Origin of the sequence: Cupriavidus sp. 2SB (assembly GCF_005503625.1) — a bacterium.
Taxonomy (GTDB): domain Bacteria; phylum Pseudomonadota; class Gammaproteobacteria; order Burkholderiales; family Burkholderiaceae; genus Cupriavidus.
Window position 1 is genome coordinate 26,329 of sequence record NZ_SCMX01000017.1, and the last position, 21,802, is coordinate 48,130.

The 21,802-nt window shown below is 64.7% G+C and carries 25 protein-coding genes; 17 read left to right on the forward strand and 8 right to left on the reverse strand.

Annotated features, from left to right (window positions below; translation table 11 throughout):
* Window positions 1–296 precede the first annotated feature (296 nt).
* The gene (locus FFS21_RS10495) at window positions 297–1,316 is read right to left on the reverse strand and encodes a sigma-54 interaction domain-containing protein (RefSeq protein WP_370459319.1); all 1,020 of its coding nucleotides are present in this window, start codon (window positions 1,314–1,316) and stop codon (window positions 297–299) included.
* A 326-nt stretch (window positions 1,317–1,642) separates the two neighbouring features.
* Between FFS21_RS10495 and FFS21_RS10500 the strand changes: the two genes are divergently transcribed.
* From FFS21_RS10500 to FFS21_RS10520, 5 genes are all read left to right on the forward strand, one after another.
* Complete coding sequence (locus FFS21_RS10500; protein ID WP_137924777.1) at window positions 1,643–3,046, forward strand: sigma-54-dependent transcriptional regulator; 1,404 nt, start codon at window positions 1,643–1,645, stop codon at window positions 3,044–3,046.
* A gap of 105 nt (window positions 3,047–3,151) precedes the next feature.
* On the forward strand, window positions 3,152–3,985 hold the full coding sequence (locus tag FFS21_RS10505) for a sensor histidine kinase (protein WP_237380437.1): 834 nt from the start codon (window positions 3,152–3,154) through the stop codon (window positions 3,983–3,985).
* Between the two features lie 149 nt (window positions 3,986–4,134).
* Window positions 4,135–4,470 carry a hypothetical protein gene (locus tag FFS21_RS10510; RefSeq protein ID WP_237380438.1) on the forward strand — a complete coding sequence of 112 codons (336 nt, stop codon included), beginning with the start codon at window positions 4,135–4,137 and terminating at the stop codon, window positions 4,468–4,470.
* Between the two features lie 95 nt (window positions 4,471–4,565).
* On the forward strand, window positions 4,566–5,132 hold the full coding sequence (locus FFS21_RS10515) for a hypothetical protein (protein ID WP_137924778.1): 567 nt from the start codon (window positions 4,566–4,568) through the stop codon (window positions 5,130–5,132).
* A gap of 52 nt (window positions 5,133–5,184) precedes the next feature.
* Window positions 5,185–5,661 (forward strand): PRC-barrel domain-containing protein, encoded by a 477-nt coding sequence (locus tag FFS21_RS10520; protein ID WP_137924779.1) that lies wholly within the window; start codon window positions 5,185–5,187, stop codon window positions 5,659–5,661.
* Window positions 5,662–5,728: 67 nt separating this feature from the next.
* Here FFS21_RS10520 and FFS21_RS10525 read toward each other — a convergent pair whose 3' ends face one another.
* A complete protein-coding gene (locus FFS21_RS10525; RefSeq protein ID WP_137924780.1) occupies window positions 5,729–6,082 on the reverse strand; it encodes a BON domain-containing protein in 354 nt (117 codons plus the stop codon).
* Between the two features lie 196 nt (window positions 6,083–6,278).
* Here FFS21_RS10525 and FFS21_RS10530 point away from each other — a divergent pair, with 196 nt between their 5' ends.
* From FFS21_RS10530 to FFS21_RS10550, 5 genes are all read left to right on the forward strand, one after another.
* Window positions 6,279–6,812 carry a low affinity iron permease family protein gene (locus FFS21_RS10530; RefSeq protein WP_137924781.1) on the forward strand — a complete coding sequence of 178 codons (534 nt, stop codon included), beginning with the start codon at window positions 6,279–6,281 and terminating at the stop codon, window positions 6,810–6,812.
* A 101-nt stretch (window positions 6,813–6,913) separates the two neighbouring features.
* Window positions 6,914–8,119 (forward strand): DUF3182 family protein, encoded by a 1,206-nt coding sequence (locus FFS21_RS10535; RefSeq protein WP_249359280.1) that lies wholly within the window; start codon window positions 6,914–6,916, stop codon window positions 8,117–8,119.
* Complete coding sequence (locus FFS21_RS10540) at window positions 8,106–9,023, forward strand: alpha/beta hydrolase family protein (RefSeq protein ID WP_137924782.1); 918 nt, start codon at window positions 8,106–8,108, stop codon at window positions 9,021–9,023. Before FFS21_RS10535 ends, FFS21_RS10540 begins: the two co-directional genes overlap by 14 nt.
* Window positions 9,024–9,125: 102 nt before the next feature.
* The gene (locus tag FFS21_RS10545) at window positions 9,126–10,247 is read left to right on the forward strand and encodes a DNA topoisomerase IB (RefSeq protein WP_137924783.1); all 1,122 of its coding nucleotides are present in this window, start codon (window positions 9,126–9,128) and stop codon (window positions 10,245–10,247) included.
* 128 nt (window positions 10,248–10,375) lie between these two features.
* Window positions 10,376–10,789: a hypothetical protein gene (locus tag FFS21_RS10550; protein WP_137924784.1), complete on the forward strand. Its 414-nt coding sequence runs from the start codon at window positions 10,376–10,378 to the stop codon at window positions 10,787–10,789.
* A gap of 15 nt (window positions 10,790–10,804) precedes the next feature.
* Here the strand turns inward: FFS21_RS10550 and FFS21_RS10555 are convergent, their stop codons facing one another.
* Window positions 10,805–11,389, reverse strand: a complete 585-nt coding sequence (locus tag FFS21_RS10555) for a ParB-like protein (RefSeq protein ID WP_249359297.1) — start codon at window positions 11,387–11,389, stop codon at window positions 10,805–10,807.
* Window positions 11,390–11,721: 332 nt separating this feature from the next.
* On the opposite strand from FFS21_RS10555, the gene FFS21_RS10560 reads away from it, so the two are divergent.
* From FFS21_RS10560 to FFS21_RS10570, 3 genes are read left to right on the forward strand one after another with little or no spacing between them, the layout of a single operon-like run.
* Window positions 11,722–12,579: an SDR family oxidoreductase gene (locus FFS21_RS10560; protein ID WP_137924786.1), complete on the forward strand. Its 858-nt coding sequence runs from the start codon at window positions 11,722–11,724 to the stop codon at window positions 12,577–12,579.
* A gap of 36 nt (window positions 12,580–12,615) precedes the next feature.
* On the forward strand, window positions 12,616–13,086 hold the full coding sequence (locus FFS21_RS10565) for a hypothetical protein (protein WP_137924787.1): 471 nt from the start codon (window positions 12,616–12,618) through the stop codon (window positions 13,084–13,086).
* An 11-nt stretch (window positions 13,087–13,097) separates the two neighbouring features.
* A complete protein-coding gene (locus FFS21_RS10570) occupies window positions 13,098–13,712 on the forward strand; it encodes a ParB-like protein (RefSeq protein WP_137924788.1) in 615 nt (204 codons plus the stop codon).
* A gap of 63 nt (window positions 13,713–13,775) precedes the next feature.
* Here the strand turns inward: FFS21_RS10570 and FFS21_RS10575 are convergent, their stop codons facing one another.
* The 4 genes from FFS21_RS10575 to FFS21_RS10590 form a co-directional block, all read right to left on the reverse strand.
* Window positions 13,776–13,964 carry a DUF3008 family protein gene (locus tag FFS21_RS10575; protein WP_137924789.1) on the reverse strand — a complete coding sequence of 63 codons (189 nt, stop codon included), beginning with the start codon at window positions 13,962–13,964 and terminating at the stop codon, window positions 13,776–13,778.
* A gap of 29 nt (window positions 13,965–13,993) precedes the next feature.
* Window positions 13,994–14,152, reverse strand: a complete 159-nt coding sequence (locus FFS21_RS10580) for a DUF3309 family protein (RefSeq protein WP_137924790.1) — start codon at window positions 14,150–14,152, stop codon at window positions 13,994–13,996.
* A gap of 214 nt (window positions 14,153–14,366) precedes the next feature.
* On the reverse strand, window positions 14,367–15,524 hold the full coding sequence (locus FFS21_RS10585; protein ID WP_137924791.1) for an iron-containing alcohol dehydrogenase: 1,158 nt from the start codon (window positions 15,522–15,524) through the stop codon (window positions 14,367–14,369).
* A gap of 27 nt (window positions 15,525–15,551) precedes the next feature.
* A complete protein-coding gene (locus FFS21_RS10590; RefSeq protein WP_137924792.1) occupies window positions 15,552–17,000 on the reverse strand; it encodes an NAD-dependent succinate-semialdehyde dehydrogenase in 1,449 nt (482 codons plus the stop codon).
* A 165-nt stretch (window positions 17,001–17,165) separates the two neighbouring features.
* Between FFS21_RS10590 and FFS21_RS10595 the strand changes: the two genes are divergently transcribed.
* The 4 genes from FFS21_RS10595 to ubiT all read left to right on the forward strand — a co-directional run bounded on the left by FFS21_RS10595 (window position 17,166) and on the right by ubiT (window position 20,680).
* The gene (locus FFS21_RS10595; RefSeq protein WP_137924793.1) at window positions 17,166–17,963 is read left to right on the forward strand and encodes an IclR family transcriptional regulator; all 798 of its coding nucleotides are present in this window, start codon (window positions 17,166–17,168) and stop codon (window positions 17,961–17,963) included.
* 124 nt (window positions 17,964–18,087) lie between these two features.
* Window positions 18,088–19,176: a ubiquinone anaerobic biosynthesis protein UbiU gene (ubiU, locus tag FFS21_RS10600; RefSeq protein WP_502705163.1), complete on the forward strand. Its 1,089-nt coding sequence runs from the start codon at window positions 18,088–18,090 to the stop codon at window positions 19,174–19,176.
* A 53-nt stretch (window positions 19,177–19,229) separates the two neighbouring features.
* Complete coding sequence (locus tag FFS21_RS10605; RefSeq protein ID WP_137924794.1) at window positions 19,230–20,162, forward strand: U32 family peptidase; 933 nt, start codon at window positions 19,230–19,232, stop codon at window positions 20,160–20,162.
* Window positions 20,159–20,680 carry a ubiquinone anaerobic biosynthesis accessory factor UbiT gene (gene ubiT / locus FFS21_RS10610; protein WP_137924795.1) on the forward strand — a complete coding sequence of 174 codons (522 nt, stop codon included), beginning with the start codon at window positions 20,159–20,161 and terminating at the stop codon, window positions 20,678–20,680. The genes FFS21_RS10605 and ubiT overlap by 4 nt, the downstream gene beginning before the upstream one ends.
* Here ubiT and ahbB read toward each other — a convergent pair.
* The gene (ahbB, locus tag FFS21_RS10615; RefSeq protein WP_137924796.1) at window positions 20,677–21,678 is read right to left on the reverse strand and encodes a siroheme decarboxylase subunit beta; all 1,002 of its coding nucleotides are present in this window, start codon (window positions 21,676–21,678) and stop codon (window positions 20,677–20,679) included. The two genes, ubiT and ahbB, sit on opposite strands and share 4 nt — an antisense overlap.
* Window positions 21,679–21,802: the final 124 nt, after the last annotated feature.

Consider the following 21,802-nt stretch of genomic DNA (forward strand, 5'->3'; position numbering starts at 1 on the left):
GCGAACCCACGTGGGGCCAGATGGCGGGAAGTGCGGTGCAGCAACGGTTTCGGACAGGTCCGGCTTTGGCGGGCAAAACCGCCGCATGTAAGAAATACATGGGCCAGTGGTCGCAAGTAGTAGGAATGCCCGGTTCCGCCACCTTTCCAACCGGCGGGAAACCTTGTCAGCATTGGGTTTGCGCGGAAAAATGCATGCGCGGTCCTTCACCCGTTCGGGTCAGGACAGCGGCACTTTTCCACGCAAAGGGGGGGAAGCGGCGGAAGGAAGAAAAAGCGGGAAAAAGCGGGGCGGGATCAGCCCGCCCGGTAGACGTCCAGACGGTTGTAGAGCGTCTTGAGGCTGATGCCGAGCGCCTTGGCAGCCTGGCGTTTGTCGCCATCGAACTTGGCGAGGGTGGCGAGGATGATCTCGCGCTGTGTATCGGCCAGCGTGGTGCCCACGCGGACGCTGACCACGCCATCGACCGTGGTCGGGCGCGGTGGTTGACCCGCCAGCCCGGGGTTGCCGATCTCGATCTGGCGGTCTGCCAGGATATAGGCGCGGTAGATGGTGTTCTTCAGTTCGCGCACATTGCCGGGCCAGTCATAACGCGCGAGCCGCTCCAGCGAACCCGGCGCGAAGCTTTTCTCGGTCTGCTCCATCGCATTGAATTCTTCCAGGAAATGGCGCGCCAGCGGCACGATATCCTCGGTGCGCTCGCGCAGCGGGGGAATATGCAGCGGGAAGACGGCCAGGCGATACAACAGGTCTTCCCGTAGCTGGCCGCCGCGCACGGCATCCATCGGGTCGCGGTTGGTGGCTGCCAGGATGCGCACATCGCTGACCATGGGGGCGTCGCCGCCCACCCGATGGAACGACCGGCTTTCCAGCACGCGCAACAGCTTGATCTGCATCTCCAGCGGCATCTCGGTGACTTCGTCGAGGAACAGCGTGCCGCCCTGTGCCTGTTCGAAATATCCCGCCTTCTGCTCCAGCGCGCCCGTGAAGCCGCCTTTCTCGTGCCCGAACAGTTCCGATTCGATCAGCGTCGGCGCAATGGCGCCGCAATTCACCGCCACGAAGGGGCCGGACTTGCGGGTGCTGCGTTCATGGACGGCCCGGGCCACCACTTCCTTGCCCGCGCCGCTTTCGCCCACGGCGAGCATCGTCACGTCGGTGGCCGCCACACGATTGAGTTGGCCGATCAGGCGCTGCATCGCCGGCGCGGTGCTCTCCCAGAACAGCGAGACCTGGGCGGGCACGGCGCGGCGCCCCGGGGTACGGAGGGCGGGCAGGGCGGAGCGTCCGGAAGGTAGCGTGGCGGTGGTTGACACGGATCGGGGAGTCGACGGTTCCCGGCAGCAGATGGCTGCCGGCGATGCACGGACTCGTTGCAATGGTGGATGATGCCTAGCATGCTATCTGCTCGCGCGCCGGGTGGCTACCGCCTGGGGCGCTGTCGCGGCATGATCCCACAGGCGTGTAAGACAGACACCGGCATAACCTTGAAGACTCGATCGCTACACTTCAGGCTATCGTTGTGCGCGTGCCATTCCCGTAGAGGCTGTTGCGGGGTGCTGCCGTGCACAATGACAGATCAACCCAGCCCCCGGGCCCATGACAAACAGACGCCGGTCCGACGACGCCATCCGAATCTCCTATGCCACATATCCTGATCGTTGACGACGACGAAAACGCCTGCGCGGCGCTGGCGGAAATCGTGGCGATCGAAGGCTTTTCGTCCGGTACGGCCGGAAACCTTCGCGAAGCGCGCCTCCAGATCGGCTGGCGCATGCCCGACGCCATCCTGGCCGACCTTCGCCTGCCGGATGGCAACGGCATGGAACTGTTCGACGAAGTAGGTTCGAGCGGCGTCGAGGTGATTTTGACCACTGGCTATGCCAGCGTGGAATCCGCCGTGGAGGCGCTGCGCCTGGGCGCCACCGACTATCTGGTCAAGCCGATCAACGTCACGCGCCTGCAGACGGTGCTCAAGCGCATTGCCACCACCAGCGAACTGCGCGCCGAAGTGCATTCGCTGCGAGGCGAATTGCGCCGGTATGGCCGCTTTGGCCGCTTGCTCGGCAGTTCCGAAGCGATGCAGGTGGTGTACGACCAGCTGGGCAAGGTTGGCCCCACGGAGGCCACGGTGCTGCTGATTGGCGAAAGTGGCACGGGCAAGGAACTGGCGGCGCAGACGGTTCACGAACTGTCCGCTCGCCGTCGCCAGCCGTTCCTCGCAGTCAATTGCGGCGCCATCTCGCCCACGCTGATCGAGACCGAGATGTTCGGCCACGAACGCGGCAGCTTCACGGGTGCAGACCGCCAGCACAAGGGTTATTTCGAACGCGCCGATGGCGGCACGCTGTTCCTCGACGAAATTACCGAGATGCCGCTGGAATTGCAGGTCAAGCTGCTGCGCGTGCTGGAGACCGGCTCGTTCATGCGGGTGGGCACGAACCGCGAGACGCATGCCGATGTGCGGGTGCTGGCCGCTACCAATCGCAACCCCGAGGAAGCGGTGGCGGAAGGCAAGCTGCGTGCGGACCTCTATCACCGGCTCAATGTGTTCCCGATCGAATTGCCGCCGTTGCGTGCGCGCGGCGATGACGTGGTGCAGATCGGCAACACCATGCTCGAACAACTGAATGCGGAGCAGGGCACGCAGCGCCGGTTCTCGGCGACCGTGCTGGAAAGCCTGCGCATGCATTCCTGGCCGGGCAATGTGCGCGAGCTTCGCAATTTCGTGCAACGCGCCTACATCATGGCAGACCAGGATGTGATCACCGAAGTCCAGATTCCGCTGCAGGTGGCCGCCGCGCCCAGCGCGGGCAACGCGGTGGTATCGGTGCCGGTGGGCATGTCGCTGGCCGAAGCCGATCGCCAGCTGATATTTGCCACGCTGGAGCAGTGCTCCGGTGTGAAGAAACATGCGGCGGAGATCCTGGGTATCAGTTTGAAGACTTTGTACAACCGTCTGGAAGATTACGCAGCAAAGGGCGAACTGCCCGAGTGGCTGCGCGCATCGCGCAATGGTGAGGCCAGCCCGCCTCCAGCCTCGTGAAGCGGGATTTCGCACGCCGCATCGCGGGCGCGACGCTGCAGCGCACGGTTTTTGCGTGGGGAGTGAACGGCGTTTTCCGTTCGAATCGAATGTCTATGGATCACCATGGCTGACGCAACACCCCCACCTTCGCCATCCAGCGGCCCCTCCCCCGAAGGCTGCGATGCCTGCGATGCGCCGGCGCCGGTACACGGTATCGATGAAGTCTGCGCGCTGATCGAGCAGGTATCGCACGATTTGCGCTCGTCGCTGAACGCCATCCAGAGCTGGAGCTATGTGCTGGACCGTTCCATCGGTACGGTGGCGGCCCCGGCACAGCGCGCACTGGACGGCATGCGCGCGGGCATGAACCAGCAACTGGCCCTGATCGAGGAAATGGAAGAAGGGGTGCGCTTGCTGGCCGATGCGCGGGCGTCCGCCTGGGCCGAGACCGACCTGCGCGTGGAGGCTGGGCAAGCCATTGCCGACAAACGCCCGGCGGCCGAGGCGCGCGGCGTCATGATTGGATCGCTGGAATGCCAGGACCATGACGGAGAAGGCGGGGCCAGTTTCATGGTGCCGGGCGACTCCCTGCGTATCGCGCCGCTGCTGCGGCACCTGCTGACGCACTGCATCTGGCGCGCGCCAGCCGGCGGATCGGTGCGCGTACACCTGACCGCCGAGGCGGATTACGTGAAATTCCGCATTACCGAAAGCGCGCCGCTGGAGCGTTCCCGCGGCGAATCGCGTCTCGCGGCGTTGTCGGAATTCTTCGACCGGCGCCCGCCTCCCGAAGGCGGTCACTCGCCCCGGCAAAGCGCCTCGCTGCTGTTGACGCGCCGCATGGTGGAAATGCAGGGCGCGGTGTTGACCGCCGAGAACCAGGACTGCGACAGCGACAACGTCTCCGTGTGCATTGCGGTACGTTTCCCGCGCACGTCGGGTGCGGTAGCAGCCTGATCGTGACGCAGTAGTTTTTACCGCAGGGCGCACAAACTGCAGCGACGGTTGCGCCTCCCCAGCCCCGCGCTGTGCCCTGCAGCCGACCTTCCACGGCTGGCCCATCCCTTGCATCGTCTCTCCTCGGAAACCCAATCCGGAGAGACGCCATGCCAAATGCCAAGCCTTCCGCAAAGCCGTCCACCAGGACCTCCGATAAATCGGGCAGCACCAGGTCCGACAAGACACAGGACAAGGCCCACAAAGCCAAGACCTATCAGTCTGCCGTGGACGATGCGCTCGATATGACGTTCCCCGCCAGCGATCCCATTTCGCCCGGTGCTGCCCAGCATGCCGAACGGCAGACGCAGACTGCGCGCGACGATGTGGACTGGAAGCTCAAGAAAGGCAGCGAGCACCAGCCAGCGGGAGATACCGCCGCAGCGGACCGTCCGGGCGCCAGCGACAAGGGCGCCAAGGCGGCAAAGGGCGGGAAGAAGCACTGAAGCCCGCACAACGCGCCAATCCTTGGGGTGCGTCGCTGCCGCTGCACGCGCGACTCCACCACCGCATTGCAACATGCCTTGAACGGAGCCACAGGATGTCTACGATCATCGCAGGACGTTTCGAAACGTTTGCCCACGCCGAGACCACCGCAACGCGTTTGATGGCGAAAGGCGTCAGGCAGGACGATCTGACCATGTTTTATGTGAACCCGCCGGGACAGCACGGCACCTACCCGATTGGCGGCGATGAAGCCGTGGACCCGGGTGCGAAGCACGCGGGCAGGGGCGCCGGGCGCGGCGTGTTGATGGGTGCCGCACTCGGTGCCGGTGTCGGTATCTGCCTGGCCGCTGCATTACGCGCCTGGTATGCCGCACCGCCGCAACCGTGGGTGCTGATCCTGGTACTGGTGTGTGCCACGGGAGTCGGTGCGTATGCAGGATCGCTGATGGGCGCGTTGTCGCAGACCAGTGGACGCAATGTGCGGGTGCGGCATGCCGGTGTACTGCTGGCCGCGCACGTCAGTTCCGACAATACTTCACTAGTGGCCAATGAACTGCGCCAGAACGGCGCACAGGATGTGGAGCGCGCCGATGGCCAATGGCGCGATGGAAATTGGGAAGACTTCGATCCGCTGGTGCCGCCCGTACCGGTGGGTCGTTGATGATTCGTGGATGTCGTACTCGTGAATGTCGTTCACCTAGGAGGAATCGCACATGAAGCCCTTGGACCCGCAAGTACCGCCGCAATCGCCATCGGCCGCTCAGGCCCGGGGCGCATCGATCATCGGTGACGCCGAGCAGAAGAATGGCATTGGCTGCGGACCATTCGTGATGGCCGCCGACACGCTCGAAGGCAACAAGGTCGTGGACCCGTCGGGCGAGGAAATCGGCACCATCGACCACATCATGCTGGACGTGCTGGGCGGGCGGATTGCCTATGCCGTGCTGGCGATGGGCGGCTTCCTGGGCATCGGCGAGAAGCTGCACGCACTGCCATGGTCGGCATTGACGCTGGATACGCGCCGCAAGTGTTTCGTGCTGGGCGTGGAAAAGGAACGCATCAAGGCCGCGCCCGGTTTTGACAAGGAGCATTGGCCCACCATGGCCAACTCGCAATGGGCCACCACCATTCACGAGTACTACGGCATCTCGCCGTACTGGGAGAAGGATCGATACGATCCGTGGAACTGAGCCTGAGCGCTCCATACGAGACAAGCCCCGGCATTTTCCGGGGCTTTCTTGTGGCGCTGTTGCGGCCTTATACCTTGTGGTTCACCTGTCCGGGCGGCTTCTCGGCAGGGTCCGCGCGCATGCCGGTGGCGCGTTCCGGCTGGCCCGGCGGCAAGGGGGGTGGTGGCACGCGTGTGGTGAGCTGATTGGAAACGCCGAGGATGCCGGGCGGCGTCGATGCCGCTTTCTCGATCCGCTGCGACAGGTCGATATCTTCCACCTGTCCCGATAGCGTGACGCGTCGATCCACCACGTGGACGGTGACGTTGTCGGGCATATCGCCCCCGCAGATTTCGGCCACGCAGGTGCCGACGCGTTCGCGCAGCATTTCGTCCTCTTCTTCCGGACGGGTTTCGTTCAGGGCTTGGCTTTCCGTGGGCATGGCAATCCTTGTGTGAGTACGACTGAGCGATGGGACGCAATCGTCATGCCTGCCACGACGCTTGCCGTACGTCGCCATGCTTGTAATAACGACACGTCACGGCGCGGGACGACGGTCGTGTAGGACGCCACCGGCTTATCTGTCAATCGAGTGCTTCCTACAATGTAGACAGTCTGGACAGAAAGGGAGGGGCTTCATGGACAAGCCCGTGCATCGCCGGATTCTTCACCTTTTCGACCGGTTCGCCGGTGCTGCAACGCGGCAAGCCGGGTCTCCGGCGGCCTTCGTGCTCGCGTTGTTCGTGGTCGTGGTTTGGGCGATCACAGGGCCGATGTTCGGCTACTCCGAAACCTGGCAACTGGTGATCAACACCGGCACCACGATCGTGACGTTCCTGATGGTGTTCCTGATCCAGCAGAGCCAGAACAAGGATTCGGTTGCCGTGCACCTGAAACTCAACGAGTTGCTGGCGTCGCATCGCGAGGCGAGCAACCATCTGGTGGCCATCGAGGATCTCGACGAGGAAGAACTGCGCCAGTTGGTGGAGTTCTACCGCAAGCTGGCCAAGCTGGCCGATGAAGAGGGCGGCGTGAAATGCAGCCACTCCATCGACGAAGCGCACCAGAACCACCAGGACAAGATGAAAGCGCAACGGGCACGGCGCGATGATGCGCAGGATATCGCCTCTGGCAGCCGCACCGGGCGCGCGCCGCAAAAGAATGCCGCATAGAAGAATGCCGCAGGCACGCTTCTGGCAACGCGTGCAGGGAAACTTCAGCGTAGTCCAACCCATGTAGTCCAACGCGGCCACAGTCCGCACAGGAGCCCACCTTGGCAACGACGGCGACTCCCGAAGCAGTGGCGCACGGCAGGGCGGGCGAGCCTGCGATTGCGCCTGACGCAGAACAGCGTACCGACCACCGCGATGTCCGCGTGGTGCTATATGGCCGTGCGAATTTCAACGACCCGGCCAGCCATCAGGGCACCACGCTCAAGGGTATTGCGGAGCGGGTGGCGCGGCTCGCGGGCTTTCAGTTCGCGGGCAGCTACGATGCCAACACGCATGTGCCCTCGGCAGGGCGCTTCTACTTCATTCCCGCAGATACGCTGGTGGGCGTAGACACCGCGCGCCAGCTTGGCATCCAGAGCCTTGCCGACCTGTTCGGCGGCGTGGTGCCGCATGCCTTTATCGGCACGAAGGCGATCTCGCACGGACTCATCGCACCCGATGCGCGTGCGCCGGAGGGCTGGAGCGAAGAGTTTGCCGCACAGGTGAAGCCGCATGTGCTGCCCGGCTTCACGGCATTCACGCTCGACGACGCGCGCCGTGCCGCGCTGGCGATGCTCGACGAGGGCGCGGTGCGCATCAAGGAACCTTGCGGGATCGGCGGGCTCGGACAACAGGTGGTGGCGGACGAGGCGGAACTCGATGCCGCGCTGCAATCCCTCGATGCGGAGCGCGTGGCGGACGAGGGGCTGGTGGTGGAGCGCAATCTCGACGCCGTGACCACGTTCAGTGTCGGGCAGGTGGAAGTGGGCGGGCTGCAGGCCAGCTATTGCGGCACGCAGGATCTGACGCCGAACAACTCGGGCCAGCAGGTCTATGGCGGGTCCACACTGCGCGTGGTGCGCGGTACGCTGGAAAACCTGCTGGCGCATCCGATCGAAGCCCACTTGCACGAGGCTGTGCGCGCCGCCATCGCCTATCACGCGGCGGCAGTGGCGTGCTTTCCCGGCGTGCTGGTGTCGCGCTGCAACTATGACGTGGCGATGGGCACCGCCGGTGGCGTGCAGCGGCTGGGCGTGCTGGAGCAATCCTGGCGCGTAGGCGGCGCCACGGGCGCGGAGCTGGCAGCGCTGGCCGCGTTCCAGGCAGACCCGGCCTGCGTGCGTGCCACGGCCTGCACGCGGGAAATCTATGGCGCCAACCCCAAGGTGCCCGAAGATGCCGACGTTTACTTCCAGGGCGAAGACCGCAACGTCGGCGCACTGACCAAGTACGCGAGACTGGAGTCCGTATCCGATGGCCACACATGAAGAATCCATAAAGATCCATACCGATGGAGGCATGATTGCCGGCACGGTGATTTCACCGGCCACCAAGCTGCCCGGCGTGCTGTTCGTGCACGGCTGGGGCGGCAGCCAGCAGCAATACCTGGCGCGCGCGCGGGAGGTGGCCGGTATCGGCGCCGTCTGCATGACGTTCGACCTGACCGGGCACGCCGGCACCTCCTCCCAATACGAAACCGTCAGTCGCATGCGCAACCTGGCCGATGTGCTGGCTGCCTACGATGTGCTGGTGCGGCATCCTGAAGTGGATCGCAACGCCATCGCCGTGGTGGGCAGCAGCTACGGTGGCTACCTCGCGGCGGTGCTGTGCGAACTGCGGCCCGTGCGATGGCTGGCGTTCCGCGCGCCCGCGCTGTACATGGACAGCGGCTGGGAGTCTCCGAAGCGGCAACTGCATGTGGATCAGGACCTCGTGGCGTATCGCCGCAAGGTGGTGCCCGCCGAGACCAATCGCGCGCTGCGCAGTTGCGCCAATTTCAAGGGTGACGTGCTGGTGGTGGCGTCGCAGCACGACAACATCGTGCCGCATACGGCGGTACTCAGCTACGTGGATGCCTGCATCCAGGCCAGCTCCATCACGTACCGCGTGCTCAAGGGTGCCGATCACGGGCTGACCACCGAGGACAGCCAGCGCGCCTACACCAAGCTGTTGCTCGGCTGGCTGCGCGAGATGGTGACCGAGGCACGGACCGGTCCGGCGATTCCCTCGCGTCCGGCGAAGGCATCTTCCCCGATGGCGGATGCCGACGATGGCATCGATCCGAACAGCGGCGCAGACGCCGCGAAGCAAGCCATGGCCGTGGCCGATGGCGATGAGGACGACAACGATCCCCAGCGCATCGCCGCGCAGCCCGCCCGTGCCGCGGAATAGCGACGGTTTGCAGGACTTGCAAGTTTGCAGCGAAGATGCGTTTTGAGCCGGTAATAACTGCAATGCCTGGCGGCATGGCCGGACGCGCACGGGAGCCAGTCGATGGCACGCCTTGTGCGTCTGCGCAGCCACATGAAAGCCGCCACCACTCCCGCCGCAGAACAGGATCGTCCGCCAGCCGGTGCGCCCATCGAGGTGGCGTTGCGCAAGATAGGGCTGCATCACGTCGACGACGGCGAACCCGGTATCACGCGTCGCCGCAGCGGCAAGGGCTTCGTGTATGAGACGCCCGCAGGCAAGCGCGTGGATGCCGCGACACAGGCCCGCATCGACGCGCTGGCGATCCCGCCGGCGTACGAATCAGTCTGGGTGTGTTGCGATCCGGCTGGACACCTGCAAGCCACGGGTCGCGATGCGCGCGGCCGCAAGCAATACCTCTATCACGCGGACTGGGCCGCGCTGCGCGACGCTGACAAGTACGCGCGGCTGATGGCATTCGGCCATGCGCTGCCGCGCCTGCGGGGCCGCCTGTCACGCGATCTTGCGCGCAACGGCATGCCGCGCGAGAAAGTGCTGGCTGCCGTGGTGACGCTGCTCGATGCCACGCTGGTACGCGTGGGCACGCCGCGCTATGCCGAAGAGAATCGCACGTATGGCCTGACCACGCTGCGACGCAAGCATGTGGCCGTGCGCGGCAGCCGGTTGCGCTTCCAGTTCACGGGCAAGAGCGGCGTCACGCACGATGTGTCGGTCAACGACGCGCGGCTTGCACGCATCGTACGCAATTGCACCGAACTGCCGGGTCAGAGTCTGTTCAAGTACAAGGACCCCGACGGCCAGGTGCGCGAAATCGGATCGGCGGACGTCAACGCTTACTTGCAGGAAGTCACGGGCGGCGAATTCACCGCCAAGGATTTTCGTACGTGGGCCGGCAGCGTGCATGCGCTGGCGCTGCTGCGCAAGACCGCTGCCGATAGCGAAACCGCGCGCAAGAAGGCGGTGGTCGATGTCATCAAGGAAGTGGCACGCCGGCTACGCAATACGGTGGCTGTCTGCCGCAAATGCTATGTCCATCCCGATGTGCTGGCCGCGTTCATGACCGACACGTTGCACGCTTTACCGGCACCGCGTGCAGGCGTGCGCCTGCGCATGGACGAGGCGCGGCTGCTGGTGTTGCTGGAAGCCACGCTGGCGCCCCCGCGCGCGTCGCGTCGCGCCGCATGATCCGTGCGCGATGACCGGCACGCCTATTGCATGGTTTCACGCATCAACAACAAGCAGAACGTGCAATCGAGGCCAAGGTGGAACACGCAGTCATCAGTTGCCTGCAGGCTGACAGCAGCAGCCCGGCAATGCATTCTTCGGAAGCCGCCTATGTGTCGCTTCCCGCTGCTGAATCTCTCCCCCCTGACGTGGCGCCACGCGCCCCCACTGCACGGCCACGCGCCGTGCGTGGGTCCGACGCGCGCCAGACACGCGTGTTGATGCAGGCATTGTGCGAGATGCGGATCGAACTCGGTGGCAACGAGGCGCCGTGGTGTCCGGTGACCATGGAAAGCCGACAACTTGCCACCAGGGCGCTGTGGCAGAACCGCGAACGCGCGCTGTATGTGCAACCCGATATCGAACGCGATGTCGAAGCGCGCCTCGATGCGGGATTCCGCCACGCACGCAACGGCGCATCGCGTGACGCCGCAGCCGAATTCAAGCGCGCCTACCTGCTGCTGTGCTGTGTGCTGGCGCACGCGCGAGATATCGCACGCTGACTGTCGCCGCGCCCGTCATGGGCCGATGTAGCCTGGCAGTCCGCGTGCCTTCTTGCTCAGTGCCAGTTGCACGGCGTTTGCCAGTGCCGTGGCAAAGCCGTGGTGCGTATCGAACGATGGCGCGATGTGCTTGCGGAAGAAGTCGGCCCAGCGGAAATCGGGATAGGCCGCCTTGACCTTGCGATAGCCCCCGGACAGTTGCACGAATGCCTCCAGGGTGCGATACGGATCATCGCGCATGCCGTGGATATCGGGCGGCAGTGCCGAGATCGGGCAACGCTTGCCGTGCTCGTCGTAGGGATGAACCATGTGGTGATCCACCATGTATTTCCAGAACTCGCGCGTGGACAGGTGGCTGAGATCGGCCCGCACGATGGCGGGCACCATCACGATGCCCATCTCATGCCACGCGCGTACCCAGTGATGATGGTCCACCACGTAGAGCGATTGCTCCGGGCCAAGAACCACATGGATGCGATGCTTGTCCAGGAAGGCGGGCAGGTCCGCATGGGAGAGCCGCCGCGTCACGTGGATTTTCTGCTCGACGTGATACTTGCCGACGGTGATCTGCGTGGGCCGCAAATGATCCACGGGCACCATCAGCCCCGCGCCCTCGCGCAAGACGCGCTTGCGTTTGCCCTTGCCCGAGGGCTTCTTATCCTTCTTTGACGTCGCGTCCGGTGTGGCTTTCGGTGTGGATTTGGGTGTGGTTTTTTTCGGCATGGCAAGTCTTGGCGGCTGAGGCAACAACTGGGCGCTGCAAGCTTCATGCCTTGCATTGTTCGCGTGGAGAAGGGAATCCTTGCCATCGCTTGTAACCCCGCGTGTAACCGTTACGCGATGGCGCGGAGTGACGACCCTGCGCCTGTACCAGACGGCGACGGCACGGATTTTGCGCCTGGTTTGCGCGATGCCAACTATGAGGAGGGCCCATGTCGACACCGAAGAAAGTGCCGGCCCAGCATCAGTCGCGGCAACCCGGCGTGGAGGCACACATGGAGCCTCGGCCGGACAGCGGCGCCGACGACTACGTGGGCAGCGGACGATTGAAAGGAAAGGTGGCGCTGGTGACGGGCGGCGACAGTGGCATCGGGCGTGCGATCGCCGTGGCCTTCGCGCGTGAAGGGGCCGATGTGGCGTTCGCCTACCTGGATGAGCACGAGGATGCGAAGGAGACCGAGCGCCTGATCGAGGAAGCCGGACAGGGGGCGCTGGCCTTGCCTGGCGACATCGCGGACGTGGCCCAGGCAGACAAGATCGTGGCCGATACCGTGGCGCGCTTCGGCCGGCTCGACATCCTGATCAACAATGCGGCGGAACAGCATCCGCAGGACGACATTGAAGACGTGACACCGGATCAGGTGGAAGCCACGTTCCGCACCAATGTCTTTGCGATGTTCCACGTCACGCGTGCCGCCATGCCCCATCTGGGCAAGGGCGCATCGATCCTGAACACGACCTCGGTAACCGCCTATCGCGGTAGCGCGCATCTGCTCGACTACTCGGCGACGAAGGGCGCCATTGTCGCGTTCACGCGCTCGCTGGCACTGCAGGTGGTCAAGCGCGGCATACGCGTCAACGGGGTGGCGCCGGGTCCGATCTGGACGCCGCTGATTCCCTCGACGTTCACGGCGGAGGAAGTGTCGGAGTTCGGCAGCAAGACCCCGATGGGGCGGCCCGGCCAACCCTTCGAGGTGGCGTCGGGCTATGTCTTCCTGGCCTCGGATGCGGCCAGCTATATCACTGGCCAGATCCTGCACATCAACGGTGGGGAAGTGGTCAACGCATAGCGTTCAAGGTGTGAATTCAACACGGAGGAAACGATCATGTCATCGATAGTTGCCGGGCGTTTCGCGTCCATTCCCGAGGCCGAGCAAGCGGCCCAGAAGTTGTACGACAGGGGCTTTTCGGTCTGGGATGTGTCGATCATGTCGGTCGATCCCGGTGGCGCGCGCGCACCGGGCGTGCTGCTCGCCGCGCGGGCCGGCGGCGAGCGCCGGGAAGAAGTGCTGTCCGTGTTGCGCGAGGGGGGCGCCGCGGATTGCGAACGCGCCAAGGGTCATTGGGAAGGCGGACGCTGGACCGATTTCGATCCAAAGCGCGCCCCCTCGCTGGTGGATGCCCCGGAGGGCGAATGCTGGCCTGTGCCAGGCAAGCGCGAAACGGCGGATTCCGCCCATACGAACCATGCCGCCCCGGTCGCCAGGGAGGCCGTGGCGGAAGACAGTACCGGTAACGAAGACCCCGGCAGCGAACTGGAGCACTACGTAGACCGCCAGGTCGCGAGCCATAACTAGTCAGGGGGCATATGTCGCGCAAGGAAATGGCGGAACTCGATACGCTGCGTCCCACGCAGATCACGCTGGGCCTCTACCAGATGCATGAGAAGGCGGAGGTCAGCAACAAGCCGCGCAGTGACGCGGCGCGCAAGCGCTTCATGGAAAGTCATCGCATCCAGACCATCGCGGGTCCGGGCGGCGCACTCTATATCGCCGATCATCACCACTGGGCGCGTGCGTGGCTCGAACTGGGCTGGGAGTCCGCGCCCGTGGAGGTGATAACGGATCTGAGCAATCTGTCGCCCGGCAAGTTCTGGAAGCGCATGCGTGCGATGGGGCATGTGCATCCGTATGACGAGCATGGCAAGCGGCTCGAGATCGATGCACTGCCTGCCACGCTGATGACGATGCGCGATGATCCGTATCGCAGTCTCGCGGCATTCACGCGCAATGCCGGCGCGTATCGCAAGCCAGGCAATGCATACGGTGACTTTCGCTGGGCCGCATTCTTCCGTCGTCATGTCGAGGAAGACTTGCAGAGCATCGCAGGGTTTGCGCGGGCAATGACAATCGCCATTCCGCTGGCCCGCAGCAGCAAGGCCAGGGCGCTGCCGGGTTTTATCGGCAAGTACGTGCCGGAGTGATCGATAAAAAAACACCGCCTCCGCGCATGACGCGGAGGCGGTGTTGTCGTGCGCAGCACCCTGTCAGCTTTTGGATTTGTGCTGCGGCTTTCCCTTCTGGCTGGTACTCGCCATCTTTTTCAGTTCCGTCTCGCTCATCGACTTTGCCATCGACTTCGAGGCACCCTTGAGCGTACTGGCCTTGCGCTCGCCGCGCTTGGCGGACAACGCCGCGCCTGCGGCCATCTGCTGCGCCTTGGATTTCGCTGGCATCGCTGACTCCTTCGAGAAAAATTTGAGACCTATATGCGACCGAGGACCACAAGGATGACGACGATCAGGACGATAAGCCCCAGGCCACCGCTCGGGCCGTAACCCCATCCGGAGCTGTAGGGCCATGTCGGCAAGGCACCCAGCAACAGAAGAATAAGAATGATCAGAAGAATGGTACCGATGCCCATGTTTTGCTCCTTTATTGTGGCGCTGGCGCACGGCGGAGAATGCATGTCCGCGCGCTTTGTCCCGGTATGTTCAGGTTAGGACAGCGCCGGTGCGCATTAAGGCGGGCAGGGGCTGAAATCGGTGTAGGAATATGACGACGCCACATGGAAAATGCCGCAGCGCACCTTGCGGGCGTGCTGCGGCAATATGGCCGACGCGGTAAAAATAGCGGCGTCAGAATGCGGCGCGATAGATCGACAGGGCGTCCGCTTCGGTGACTTCGCGCGGATTGTTCACCAGCAGGCGCGTCTGCAGCATGGCGTCGCTGGCCATGCGAGGCAGGTCACTTTCCGCTACGCCCACTTCGCGCAACGTGCGCGGAATGCCGGTAGCCTCGACCAGTCCTTCGATATGCGCGATCAGTGCAGCGGTCTTGGTTTCGTCGCTGCCAGTGGTGCCGGGCAGCACCACGTCGCAAAGTTCGGCATAGCGCTTGCAGGCGGCTGGCGCGTTGAACTTCATCACGTGCGGTAGTACCAGCGCATTGGAGAGACCGTGCGCCACGTGGAAGATGCCACCGATCGGATAGGCCAGGGCATGCACGGCGGCCACGGGTGAGTTGGCAAATGCCTGTCCCGCGAACATCGCGCCCAGCAGCATGGCTTCGCGCGCGTTGCGGTCGTGGCCATTCTCGCAGGCGAGCATCAGGTTCTGCGAAAGCAGTTGCAGGGCGCGCACCGCCAGCATGTCGGAGACCGGATTCTTCAGATGGGCGCTGGTATAGGCTTCGATCGCATGCACCATCGCGTCGATACCGGTGGCAGCCGTGGCGCCGCGCGGCAGACCCAGTGTGAGTTCCGCATCGAGAATCGCCAGGTCGGCAAACAACTGCGGCGCGACCACGCCCATCTTGGTGGTCTCGCCCGTGGTGACGATCGATACCGCCGTGACTTCGGAACCGGTCCCGGCAGTGGTCGGCATCTGCACGAGCGGCAGCCGCGTGCCGGTGACCTTCTTCACACCGTACATGTCCTTGAGCGATTGCGTGGCCGGCAGCAGCACGGCAATCAGCTTGGCCACGTCCATCGACGATCCCCCGCCCAGCCCCAGCACCACCTCTGCATGGGCAGCGCGCGCGCGCTCGGTGGCTTCGAGCACCACGTGTTCGGGCGGGTCCGCGATGACATCGTCGATCACGGTGACTTCCCACGCATGCTTGCCGAGGTCATCGAGTGCAGGGGCCAGCAGGCCGCTCTTCGCGAGAAAGCCGTCGGTGACCACGCAGAGGCGACGCGCCTGCGGAAAGGATTCGCGCAGCAGCGCGCCAAGCCGGCGCGCCGCGCCGAATTCGACGATCACGGTTGGCGCGGTCTGGAAACGGAAGGGGTTCATCGATGTCTCCGGATTTCTTGGTTTCTTTTACATTTGCAGGCAAAGATACTTGATCTCGAGATATTCCTCGATGCCATGGCGCGAACCTTCGCGGCCGACGCCGGATTGCTTGATGCCGCCGAACGGCGCCACCTCGTTCGAGATCAGGCCCGTATTCAGGCCCACCATGCCGTATTCGAGTGCTTCACCGGTGCGCCAGGCGCGAGCGATATCGCGCGTGTAGAGGTAGGCGGCGAGTCCGAACTCGGTGGCGTTGGCGGCGGCAATCGCGTCTTCATCGCGCTGGAAACGGAACAGCGGTGCCACCGGTCCGAAGATTTCTTCGCGCGCCACGCGCATGTCGGCGGTGGCATCGGCGATCACGGTCGGCGTGTAGAACGTGCCGCCCAGCTTGTGCGTGCCGCCGCCGGTCAGCACGCGGCCGCCCTTGGCTGTGGCGTCCTCCACGAGCGAAGCCACCTTCTTGATGGCCTTCTCTTCGATCAGCGGTCCGATCACCACGCCGTCTTCCAGCCCATTGCCCACGCGCAACTGGCCGGTGCGTTCGGCAAACTTTGCAGCGAACGCATCGTAGATGCCGTCCTGGATGTAGAAGCGATTGGCGCAGACGCAGGTCTGTCCGCCGTTGCGATACTTGGCCGCGATGGCACCTTCCACGGCAGCATCGACATCGGCATCGTCGAACACGATGAACGGCGCATTGCCGCCGAGTTCGAGCGACAGGCGTTTGATGGTGGGCGCCGATTGCGCCATCAGGATGCGGCCCACTTCCGTGGAGCCCGTAAACGACAGCTTGCGCACGATGGGGCTGCCGGTCAGCACCGCGCCAATGGTTTTCGAATCACCGGTCACCACTTGCAGCACGCCTGCGGGCACGCCGGCGCGATGCGCAAGTTCAGCCAGTGCAAACGCAGAGAGCGGCGTCAGCTCGGCGGGCTTGATGACAATGGCGCAGCCGGCAGCCAGTGCGGGCGCGGCCTTGCGCGTGATCATCGCAGCCGGGAAATTCCACGGCGTGATGGCGGCGCAGACGCCTACCGGCTGGCGCAACGTGACGAGGCGCTTGTCTGCGGCAGGCGTGGCCAGCACTTCGCCATCCACGCGCTTGGCTTCTTCCGCGAACCACTCGATAAAGCTGGCGGCATAGGCGATCTCGCCCCTGGCCTCGGCCAGCGGCTTGCCTTGCTCGCGCGTCATCAGCAGGGCGAGGTCGTCGGTGTTGGCGATCATCAGGTCGAACCAGCGGCGCAGGATCGTGGCGCGCTGCTTGCCGGTCTTCGCGGCCCATTCCTTCTGCGCGGCCTCGGCGGCAACGATGGCACGTTCGGTCTCGGCGGCGCCCAGGTCCGCGACGCGGGCGATGACCTCGCCCGTGGCCGGATCGGTCACATCGAACGTGGCGCCGGAGTCGGCGGCCACCCAATTGCCATCGATATAAGCCTGTTGGCGGAACAGCGAGGGGTCTTTGAGTTGCATGGCGGGGGTTTCCGGGTTGCGTGGAAGTTCGGGTTGCCTATGTTCAATAGGTTGAACTAGTATTCGGTATGTGGAACGATCGTCAAATCATACGCCCATGCCGGAAAGACTGCCAGTGGGGCGTGGCCGTTCCCTCAATCTTGAATCCGTCGCTACTGCCGCCTCATGCCCAAGTCCACTTACTCGCCTGACGATGCCGCACGCCCCACCTCGCCAGCGGTGGTACGCGCCGTCCAGGTGATCGACGCCATCGCCGCCGCGTCCGATCCTCTGACGCTGGCCGACCTGACGCGGCTGACCGGCGCACCCAAAAGCTCGCTGCACGGCATGTGCGACACGCTCGTCCAGCTGCAACTGCTCAAGCGGCTGCCCAATGGCGCGATGGCGCTGGGTCCGCACGTCATGGGCTGGGCCAATGCCTTCCTGTCGCAGACGCAGATCACCGGGGAGTTTCACGCGATGTGGAGCGAGACCGATGCGTTTCACGATGCCACGGTCACGTTGTCGATGCTCGACGGGACAGAGGTGGTCTATCTGGCATGCCAGAACGGCGACCGGCCGCTCGGTGTGACGTTCCGCATCGGCATGCGGCTGCCCGCGCCTTATACCGCCACGGGCAAGGCCATCCTGAGCACGCTGCATACGGCGGATGTCCACCACATGTTTGCCCATGGCCTGCCGCCGCCGCTCACGCGCGCGAGCGTGGCCTCGGCCGCGCAGTTGATCGACGAACTCGAGCAGGTGCGCAGCGACGGCTATTCGATCGACAACGGGCAGATGAGGGAAGGCATGACGTGCTTTGGTGCGCCGGTGTTCGATGCCACGCGATCGGTGGCCGCCGGGGCCGTGGCGGTGAGTTACCTGAGCAGCGAGATCGACGCGGCTACCGGGCAGGCGATCGGGCGGCAGGTGCGCGCGCTGGCCAATCGGCTGTCGGCACGGCTGGGTGCGGCCATCCCCTGATGGGGGGAGGGCTGTGACGGGCGTGCTGTGGGGTTCCCGCGTAGACGGATTCTTTTGCGCGGCATCAATAGTACGGCTTCGTTGAATGGCTAGCATCCGACAGTTCCTTTCCCGGATGCCCGCAATGACTGCAGTCACGGCCGATGCCACCGGCCGCCTTCCAGATTCTCCTCCCGAGACGCCGTATTCCACTTCCGAACAGCGCATCATCCGGCGGCCCCAGCTTGTGGCGCCCGCCGGTTCCCTCGCCGCACTGCGCATGGCGTTGCAGCACGGCGCCGATGCCGTCTACCTGGGGCTGCGCGATGCCACCAACGCGCGCAATTTCGGTGGACTCAATTTCAGCGAAGACGATATCCGCAAGGGCGTGGCCGAAGCCCATGCGCGTGGCGCAGAGGTGCTGTTCGCGATCAATACCTTCGCGCAGATGGGCCAGGTCGAACGCTGGCACCACGCTGTGGATGCGGCGGCTGGACTGGGCGCCGATGCGGTGATCATGGCCGACGCCGGCCTGATTGCCTACGCCGCCAGACGGCACCCCTCGCTGCGCATCCATCTTTCCGTGCAGGGTTCCGCTACCCATCTCGACGCCATCGCGTTGATGCGCCAGCAGTTCGGCATCCGGCGCGTGGTGCTGCCGCGCGTCTTGTCCGTGCCGCAGATCGCGAAGCTGGCGCGGCAGACCGATATGGAGCTGGAAGTGTTCGGCTTCGGCAGCCTGTGCGTGATGGCGGAGGGCCGCTGCCTGCTGTCGTCGTATGCCACCGGCGATTCGCCGAACAACAAGGGCGTCTGCTCGCCCGCGCACGCGGTGCGATGGGACGAACACGACGGCACGATGGACGCGCGCCTCTCGGGCATCCAGATCGACCGCTACGCGCCGGGTGAGCCCGCCGGCTATCCCACGCTCTGCAAGGGGCGGTTCACGGTGGAAGGCGAGCGCGGTTATGTACTGGAGGAACCCACGAGCCTGAACGCGGTGTCGCTGTTGCCGGCGCTGATCGACATGGGCATCGCCGCCATCAAGATCGAGGGTCGGCAACGCAGCCCGCGCTATGTGGCCGATGTGGTCGGTGTGCTGCGCGCCGCCATCGACGACGCCTGCCGCGATCCGAAACGCTTTTCCCCGCGCCAGGAATGGCAGGCTACGCTGGGCCGCCACGCAGAAGGCGACCAGGTGACCCAGGGGGCGTACGACAGGCCCTGGCGCTGACGTCTACCGTCCCCCGTCGCGGCAACTTCTGTTCCCCACTTTCCATCACAACCATGCCCACGTCCCTCGTATTCCCACCCGAGCGCGATGACTTTCGCATTGCGCTCGGGCCCCTGCTTTACTACTGGCCGCATCGGTCGGTCCTGTCCTTTTATGCCGCTGTGGCCGATCTGCCTGTGGATCGTGTCTATCTGGGCGAGACCGTCTGCACGCGCCGCCATGAATTGCGCTTCGCCCAATGGATTGAGATTGCGCAGATGCTGCGCGAGGCGGGCAAGCAGGTGATCCTGTCCACGCCGGTGCTGGTCGAGTCCGAATCGGATATCGCCGTCATGCGCCGCGTCTGTGCGCAGGACGATTTCCTGGTGGAGGCCAATGACCTCGGCGCGGTGCGCTGCATGGAGCGCCGGCCTTTCGTCGGCGGTCCGCATCTGAATGTCTATCACGCGGACACGCTGGCGTGGCTGGGCCAACTGGGCGCCGTGGGGTGCACGGTGCCGGTGGAGATGGACGGGCGCTCGATGTTGTCGTTGAGCGCGGCCCGCCCGGCCGGCATGACGCTGGAGGCGATGGTGTGGGGACGCATGCCGCTGGCGTTCTCGGCGCGTTGCTTCACGGCGCGCCATCATCGGCTGCGCAAGGATGCCTGTGAGTTCCGGTGCCTGGAGTATCCCGACGGCCTGGTGGCCAACACGGGCGAGGGCCAGGCATTCTTCACGCTCAATGGCATCCAGACACAAAGCGCAACGTGCCTCGACCTGTGTGGCGAAGTCTCGAACATGGCAGCCGGGGGTATCGACTACGTGCGCGTGAGTCCGCATGCGACCGGCACATTCGAAGCCATTGCGCATCTCGACGCCATCCGGCGGGGCGATTCCATGGCGGGGCCCAGTCCCGCGATGCCGGCGGGCGCCCAGCCGAGCAACGGGTATTGGACGGGTGCCCCGGGCATCCAGTGGATTGCGCAGGAGCACGCAGAGGCATGACGATCCTGAACACGATGATGACGCGGGTACATCGGCGTATGCCTGCCCCGCTGCGCGCGGCACCGTTGGTGGCTGCACTGGAAGCGATGCGTCGCGCGGGATGGATGGAGCCGCCTGCTGCGCTTGAAGGCCGGACCTTCTCGCTGACCGTCGACGACATGGGGCTGGAAGTGCGTTTTCGCTGCCGGGACGGAAAATTCCGGGCTGGACCGTTCGACGGCGCCGAAAGCGATCTGACGCTGCACGCCAATGCGCTCAGCTATCTGCGTTTGATCGGCGGGGATGCCGATACCGATACGCTGTTTTTCCAGCGGCGGCTGTCGATACGCGGTGACACGGCACTCGGGCTCGAAGTGAAATACTGGCTCGATGCCGCGCCCCGGCCCGAGTGGCTGGGGGCACTGGCGCGGCGGCTGGCGTTGCTGTTTCCGGAGCCTGCGGCGACGCCGGCGCAAACGACTGCGCACGCATCCTCGCCAACTTCCTCGCCAACTTCCTCGCCAACATCCACTGGCTAGAACTCGGGCATGACGCTGCCGTAGTGCGTGCCGCGCTGCTTGTAGCAGTGGCTGGCACGCAGCACGGCACTTGGCGCGTGGGCGAGGTCGTCCATCGCATGGAAGCGTGCGAGCGTTGTGGCGAGTTCCTGTTCGCTGCGCGCATGAACCATGGCGAAGAGGTTGTACTGCCACGTGGGCAAGCGACGCGGACGGCGGAAACACATCGTGACGTACGGCACCTGGGCCAGCCGTACCCCGACCGAATCCACGCGATTGTCGGGCACATTCCAGACACACATGACATTGTGCGTATAGCCGAAATGGCGGTGGCGCAGGATGGCGCCGAAACGCCGGATCACGCCGGACTGGCGCCACGCGGTAAGCCGTCTCAGCGTTTCTGGCAACGACAATCCGCTACGCCGCGCGAGCGCGTGATAGGGATGCGGCGTCAGCGGCAGGCCCACCTCCAGCGCGGCAGCCAGACGCCAGTCGGCCTCGTCGAGCGCTGGCCGTACCGGGTGCTTGAGGCTGCAGGGTTTGTCCAACGCGTCCGGTCCGTGGCAGCCGTGGCCGGGCGCCAGCGGCAGGCCCAGGTCGGCCCGGTACTCCCTTTCCAGCGGCAGGTCGATGGGGCGCTGGCCCACATCCGCGCCAATGCGGTTCAGCACCTCATCGAGCAGAACCTGATCCCGCGCACCGGCCACGAACCAGAGGTTGAAACGATGGCCGTCGCGCACGTGGCTCTGGCTGATGGCGGGATCGTCGTTGATGCGCTCCACGACGCGCTCAAGTCGGGCAACGGGAATGTTCAGCGCCGCAACGGTGCTGGCCCCGATGGTATTCGGTGCGAACACGGCACCGATTCGGCTGATGCGGCCGCTGCCCACATCGCGTGCGAGCAGGCTCAGAACGGTGTGTTCGGCGAGGTCGAACGCCTCGCCAGTAGAAAGGTAGGGACGCGCATGGAGCGGGAAGTCGTGCTGGATGCGCTGGTACAGCTTGTTTTCATCGAACATGGCAGACGGGCGACCGGGACTGGACGCGTAACAAGGCGTGGAGTCAATGCGCAGGTGCCGTGTCTTGCTATGAACCGGAGCACGCCCGCATCATGCGGGCATCATGTGGAAGTTGGACCGTCCC